Genomic DNA, 5977 nt, shown 5'->3' with positions numbered 1-5977 from the left:
ATTTATAACAAGTTACCTTATTGGGAAACCATTTTCTTTTTTTGTAAGATCGTATTAATTACATTTAGTAGTTAGTTTAAAATAAGGCCGATAACTATCCAATTGGGTAAATTGATTTCTAATAAATTTGATTTAATTAAAAGAACAAGACACTTAATCAGATATATAAGTAACTATAATTTTTAGCACAAATTTATATATTTCATAGTAAATTTCTGACATCCAAATGCTTGCTCCTATGTGAACAAGGTAGAAAAGAAGCCTGTAAACTAATTACTATTGTCCTAACAAATTAATTATTAAACTAAAAATGCAAAATTTGATCAATGTGCGCAGCATAAATTACAGTATTTGTGTAATATAAAGACCTTTATGTCTATTTTTATAATTTAGATTTAATAAATTTATGATTGTGATCGAATTATCACATAGTTTATTCGCTAAAGCGGTAATTCATTCAGTCTAAATTTCGATTTTTTATTAGACTCAAGAAATTAATAAAATTGAGCTAAATCAGCTACAAAATATAAAATTTAAGGGGAAAGATTAATGCAACAACTCATGACGGGTGCAAATCTGGCTTTGAGCTGCTCGCAATTTTATCTGAGATTTAAAACGGTATTACCATCTGATATAGGTTTGGATGTAACAGCTTATTTATTAAATTCTCAAGGTAAGGTTCGTGGTGATGCAGATATGATTTTTTATGGTCAAAAGCAGACACCAAACTGTAGTGTTAAATTGAATGAGACGACAAATAATATGTCCTATATCGCTCAATTTAACATTAATACCCAAATGTTAGATTGTGATATCAATAAGATCGCTGTGTGCGCTACGGTTGATAGCGAAGGCACATTTAATGTAATTCAGGATATTCAAGTTGAATTATGGGAAAATGATCAACTCACAGCTACAGCAACTATAAAAAGCACTGAAAAAACAGAAAAAGCGCTGATTCTGACCGAAGTTTATCGTTATAAAGATCAATGGAAGTTTCGTTTTGTGAATCAAGGATTCAATGGTGGTTTAAAACCTCTGTCTGAATATTTTGGGGTTGAAATTAGTGATCACCCTACGATATCGGCACCACCAACATCAGTCCCTCAACCGAAAATTAATTTAAGTAAAATTACTCTGGATAAAAGTAATAATAAAATTAATTTACAAAAACAGGCGCATGGTTTTGGGGAAATTAAAATTAATCTGAATTGGAATCAGCGTTCTCAACAGGTTCAATCCAGTAGTTTCTTTAAAAAACTTCTTAATCAGAATCAGGAAGTTGATTTGGATTTAGGTTGTCTATTTGAAATGCAAGATGGTACTAAATCGGTTATTCAGGCATTAGGCGATCGATTTGGTGATTTTAATCAATACCCATTTATCCAGCTCTCCGCAGATGATCGTACTGGTGCATTAAAAGAAGGCGAATGGCTCCGAATTAATGGAGAGTATTGGCAACAAATTCGTCGAGTGGTGTTATTTGCTTTTATTTACGATGGTGCACCAAATTGGGCTGAAACTGATGCAGTTGCGACGATTTATGTTCCTAATCAACCTCCAATTGAAATTCGTTTAACTGAAGGGCAGCCTTTAGGTATGTGCGGTATTGTGGAATTGATAAATCAAAGTGATGACATTCAAGTCCAACGGCACGTGAGTTACGTTGCAGGTCATCGAGAATTGGATCAAGCATTCAGTTTTGGTTTGCGTTGGGTTGTAGGCCGTAAATAATCTTCATATTTAGATTACAGATTAATCAAGAAAAACTTTTTTATATACAAATAATTAATGATATGAATTTTTGGTTTAGACGGGGAGAAAATACAAAATGGCTATTAGTTTAAATAAAGGTGGAAACTTATCTTTAAGCAAAACAGATCCTAATTTGGTTCGAATCCTGATTGGATTAGGATGGGATGAGCGTGTAACTGATGGCGCTGCGTTTGATTTAGATGCGAGCGCATTCTTATTAACGGTTAGTGGTAAGGTCCGCGGCGATCATGATTTTATTTTTTATAATCAACTTAAATCACAAGATGATTCAGTAGAACATACAGGTGATAACCGCTCTGGTCTGGGGGATGGAGATGATGAAACTTTACTAGTTAATCTTTCAAAAGTTGCTCCTGAAGTTGAAAAAATCGCAATTACCGTAACCATTCATGATGCTCAGGCAAGAAGTCAAAATTTTGGTCAAATTGCCAATGCATTTATTCGAATAGTAAACCAAGACACACAAGTCGAAGTAGTACGTTTTGATTTAGCAGAAGATTATTCAACTGAAACCGCAATGGTATTTGGAGAAGTCTATCGTCATAACGGTGAGTGGAAGTTTAGAGCCGTAGGTCAAGGGTACTCAGGTGGGTTAGCTGCAATGTGTCAACAATATGGTATTCAAACTGGCTAAGATTATCATTTTAATAAATAAATGATGAATGCTTTTTAGTTCTTTATAAAAGGAAAGAAATGAAACATTTTCGGTTCTCAATTTTTTTTACAGTGATCTGTTTGGGGTTGTCAGCATGGTGGGGGCTTACGCATGGTCCGAATGCTGGTTTTTCAATGATGCTTAAAGCCGTATTGATTACAGGTGTATTGGCAGTAATGGAAGTTTCTTTATCTTTTGATAATGCTGTCGTTAATGCATCAATATTACGGAACTGGGATGAATTTTGGAAAAAGATTTTTCTTACAGTAGGGATTTTGGTTGCTGTATTTGGTATGCGCTTAGTTTTCCCCTTACTGATTGTTGGCGTAACTGCTGACATGGGAATGATTGAAGTTGCTAAGTTAGCATTAAATGATCCCAAAGCGTATTCAGAGAAATTGTTAGCTCATCATGCCGAAATTTCAGCTTTTGGCGGTATGTTTTTGCTATTGGTATTTTTAAATTTCTTATTTGATGATGGCAAAGATACACATTGGTTCCATTGGTTAGAAGTGCATTTATCTAATTTAGCTAATATCCCTGCAATGTCGGTATTTGTGTCATTAATTGCTCTACTTATCATGTCTGCATTTGTTCCTGCAGAGGAGAAACTAGTTGTAATTGTCGCTGGTATTTGGGGCATCGTGGTCTACATTGGTGTTCAAGTCATTGGTCATTTATTGGAAAGCAGTGGTGATGACTCAGATGAGAAACAAATAGAAAACAAGTCAAGTAATCTTGTTAAAGCTGGTATTGGTGGTTTTCTTTATCTTGAAGTGTTAGATGCTTCATTTAGTTTTGACGGTGTTATTGGTGCATTTGCGATCACAAATGATGTTGTCGTTATTATGCTGGGTTTAGCAATTGGGGCCATGTTTGTCCGTTCAATGACTATTTATTTAGTTGAAAAAGGCACCTTGGAAGCCTTTATCTATTTAGAACATGGCGCGCATTATGCCATCGGAGCATTAGCGGCAATTATGTTGTACACAGGAACTGGTGGCCATGTTCCTGAAGTTGTAACAGGTTTAATTGGTATTGCCTTCATTGCATGGGCGGTACTGTCTTCAATCGCTTACACTAAAAATCAAACACAAACTTCATAAGAACTTTTAGATAGATCATCTATAGGGTGATTATCAATTTAATCATATAAACAATGAGTTGAAATTTAAAAGGAGTAACTCAAATGGCAATTAGCTTAACCAAAGGTGGTAACGTTAGTTTAACAAAAGAAGCACCTGGTATTACCAAAACAACTGTGGGTTTAGGCTGGAATCCTCGTGTGACTGATGGCGTAGCTTTTGACCTTGATGCAATTGCATTTTTAGTCAATGAAAATGGTAAGGTTCGTGCTGATAATGACTTTATTTTCTTTAATAATTTAAAATCATCTGATGGCTCTGTAGTTCACAATGGCGATAACCGCACAGGTGAAGGTCATGGGGATGACGAAACTTTAAGTGTGGACTTGAGCATGGTTCCTGCTGATGTTTCAAAAGTGATTTTTGCTGTCACAATTTATGATGGTCAAACTCGTAACCAAAACTTTGGTCAAGTTGCTAATGCTTACATTCGTGTAAGTAACAATGCTGGTGGTAGCGAAATTGCACGTTATGACTTATCTGAAGACAGTAGCACTGAAACGGCTATGATCTTTGGTGAGCTGTATAAGCATGGTAGTGAATGGAAATTCCGTGCAATTGGTCAAGGTTTTGCTGGTGGTTTAGGACCATTAGCTGCTTCGTATGGTGTTGCTGTTTAATGAATAATTGAAAGATAGTGCTTAGACACTATCTTTCTTTTTTCTATATTTATAAATGATAGAAATAGGTTATTTCTTTATATGTTAAGTCTAGTTTGTGAATAAAAATAAAATTAAATGATGTTTTCAGGGTGTCTTCTTTTTTTATATGTATGTTCAATATCTAGCGAATTTTGAGTTAGATAACATTACTTCTGTGGTTGATCCACAGTATCGTTCAAGTGATATATGACATTTTATAATCAATTTGAAATACCGTGCCAAACAGTCATTCACTTTAGAATCTTAATAAGCCTAGTCATTTTAAAGTTGTTAGAAATTAAAAAAGGATCAATAAAATGGCACATTTTAGTTTAGTGGGGTCACCAGAACCATTCTTACATGTTGCAATGCGCCGTGGGGATCGGATCTATTGTGAAAGTAATGCAATGGTCATGATGGAAGATGCTCTGGAGTTGAAGGGGCGGCTACAGGGAGGTTTAATGCAATCCTTATTACGTCGTTTTGCGAATGATGAGTCTTTATTCCAACAGCATATTGAAGCTGTGCGCGGAGATGGCGACTGTTTATTATCTGCGTCACTAGATGGTGATATGCAAATTCTTGATGTTGGGGCAACCCAATACATATTAAGTGATGGTGCATTTGTTGCTGCACATGATTCAGTTCATGTCAAAGCAAGATTAAATAGCAGTCTTGGTGGAGCTTTTTTTGGGAGTACTGGCGGTTTTCTTGTCATGGAAACCAGTGGGCAGGGACAGGTGGTAGTTTCTGGTTGTGGAATTTTGTTTGAGATAGAAGTAGGACCGAATAAAGAGGTTGTTATTGATAATGGCCATGTAGTCTGTTGGGATTCGCGTTTAAATTATCAACTATCTGTTTCAACTTCCCAAAATAATGGTTTTCTTGGCAACTTGGTGAATAGTGTAACCAGTGGAGAAGGTATGGTATTGCGTTTTTCAGGCACTGGAAAAGTCATCATTTGTTCGAGGAACCGAGATAATTTTTTGCAATGGTTGATGTCAACGTTAAATCGTCATCAGTCTAATTAAAAAGTAATTATTTTATAGTCTTAAGAGAGATCCATAACATGGCAATTAATTTAGAAAAAGGCCAAAAAATCAGTTTGCAAAAAGCAGATGGTAGTAGTCTTCAACAAGTTTTCTTAGGGGTGGGTTGGGATATTGCAAAAAGTAAAGGATTTTTAGGTTTTGGCGGTGGTGGTAATATCGACCTTGATGCTTCTGTAATTTTGTTTGATGAAAATAAAAAAATGCTCGATGTCGTGTACTTTGGGCAACTACAAAGTAAAGATGGCAGCATTCGACATTCTGGGGACAATCTAACTGGAGCGGGGCGTGGTGATGATGAAGTAATTCGAGTCAACCTTAATCAAATCCCTCGACACGTAAAATCTTTGGTATTTACTGTTAATAGTTTCCGAGGTCAAACTTTTGAGAAAGTTGAAAATGCATTCTGCCGCTTGGTTGATCAATCAAGTAATCAGGAGATTGCAAGTTATAAACTTTCTTCACAAGGGGCGCATACTGGTATAATTATTGCAAAAATTTATCGCCATAATGATGCATGGAAAGTGCATGCAATTGGTGAAAAAGCACATGGTCGGACTTTCAAAGATATTGCTCCTTATGTTTTACCTCATATTTAATTTTTAGTTTTTAAGGTAATACTTCCACCATTGTTTAAAGCAATGGTGGATTATAGAAAGATGATTTATAACAAGTTACCTTATTGGGAAACCATTTTCTTTTTTTGTAAGA

At 35.4% G+C, this 5977-nt stretch carries 6 protein-coding genes; all 6 read left to right on the top strand.

The features are described from left to right. Positions 1-549 precede the first annotated feature (549 nt). The 6 genes from ODQ17_RS18915 (at position 550) to ODQ17_RS18890 (ending at position 5865) form a co-directional block, all read left to right on the top strand. Positions 550-1734, top strand: coding sequence for a TerD family protein (locus tag ODQ17_RS18915; protein WP_322905588.1), 1185 nt, complete (start codon positions 550-552; stop codon positions 1732-1734). Between the two features lie 97 nt (positions 1735-1831). After that, the gene (locus ODQ17_RS18910) at positions 1832-2410 is read left to right on the top strand and encodes a TerD family protein (protein ID WP_068565083.1); all 579 of its coding nucleotides are present in this window, start codon (positions 1832-1834) and stop codon (positions 2408-2410) included. Positions 2411-2469: 59 nt separating this feature from the next. Next, complete coding sequence (locus ODQ17_RS18905; protein WP_322905586.1) at positions 2470-3537, top strand: DUF475 domain-containing protein; 1068 nt, start codon at positions 2470-2472, stop codon at positions 3535-3537. A gap of 83 nt (positions 3538-3620) precedes the next feature. Continuing rightward, positions 3621-4196: a TerD family protein gene (locus ODQ17_RS18900; RefSeq protein ID WP_068565079.1), complete on the top strand. Its 576-nt coding sequence runs from the start codon at positions 3621-3623 to the stop codon at positions 4194-4196. Between the two features lie 338 nt (positions 4197-4534). After that, the gene (locus ODQ17_RS18895; protein WP_322905584.1) at positions 4535-5248 is read left to right on the top strand and encodes a TIGR00266 family protein; all 714 of its coding nucleotides are present in this window, start codon (positions 4535-4537) and stop codon (positions 5246-5248) included. Between the two features lie 38 nt (positions 5249-5286). Continuing rightward, on the top strand, positions 5287-5865 hold the full coding sequence (locus ODQ17_RS18890) for a TerD family protein (RefSeq protein WP_322905582.1): 579 nt from the start codon (positions 5287-5289) through the stop codon (positions 5863-5865). The last annotated feature ends 112 nt before the right edge of the window (positions 5866-5977 follow it).

The sequence above is a fragment of the Acinetobacter sp. IRS14 genome, from assembly GCF_034650275.1.
In the GTDB taxonomy this organism is placed as follows: domain Bacteria; phylum Pseudomonadota; class Gammaproteobacteria; order Pseudomonadales; family Moraxellaceae; genus Acinetobacter; species Acinetobacter oleivorans.
The sequence above is the reverse complement of the archived record's forward strand: the minus strand, read 5'-3'. Positions and strand labels throughout refer to the sequence as shown.

Bases quoted from the DNA above. Each gene is read 5' to 3' on its own strand.
- ODQ17_RS18905 (WP_322905586.1), top strand. From the start codon at position 2,470: ATGAAACATTTTCGGTTCTCAATTTTTTTTACAGTGATCTGTTTGGGG.
- ODQ17_RS18915 (WP_322905588.1), top strand. From the start codon at position 550: ATGCAACAACTCATGACGGGTGCAAATCTGGCTTTGAGCTGCTCGCAA.
- ODQ17_RS18890 (WP_322905582.1), top strand. From the start codon at position 5,287: ATGGCAATTAATTTAGAAAAAGGCCAAAAAATCAGTTTGCAAAAAGCA.
- ODQ17_RS18900 (WP_068565079.1), top strand. From the start codon at position 3,621: ATGGCAATTAGCTTAACCAAAGGTGGTAACGTTAGTTTAACAAAAGAA.
- ODQ17_RS18910 (WP_068565083.1), top strand. From the start codon at position 1,832: ATGGCTATTAGTTTAAATAAAGGTGGAAACTTATCTTTAAGCAAAACA.
- ODQ17_RS18895 (WP_322905584.1), top strand. From the start codon at position 4,535: ATGGCACATTTTAGTTTAGTGGGGTCACCAGAACCATTCTTACATGTT.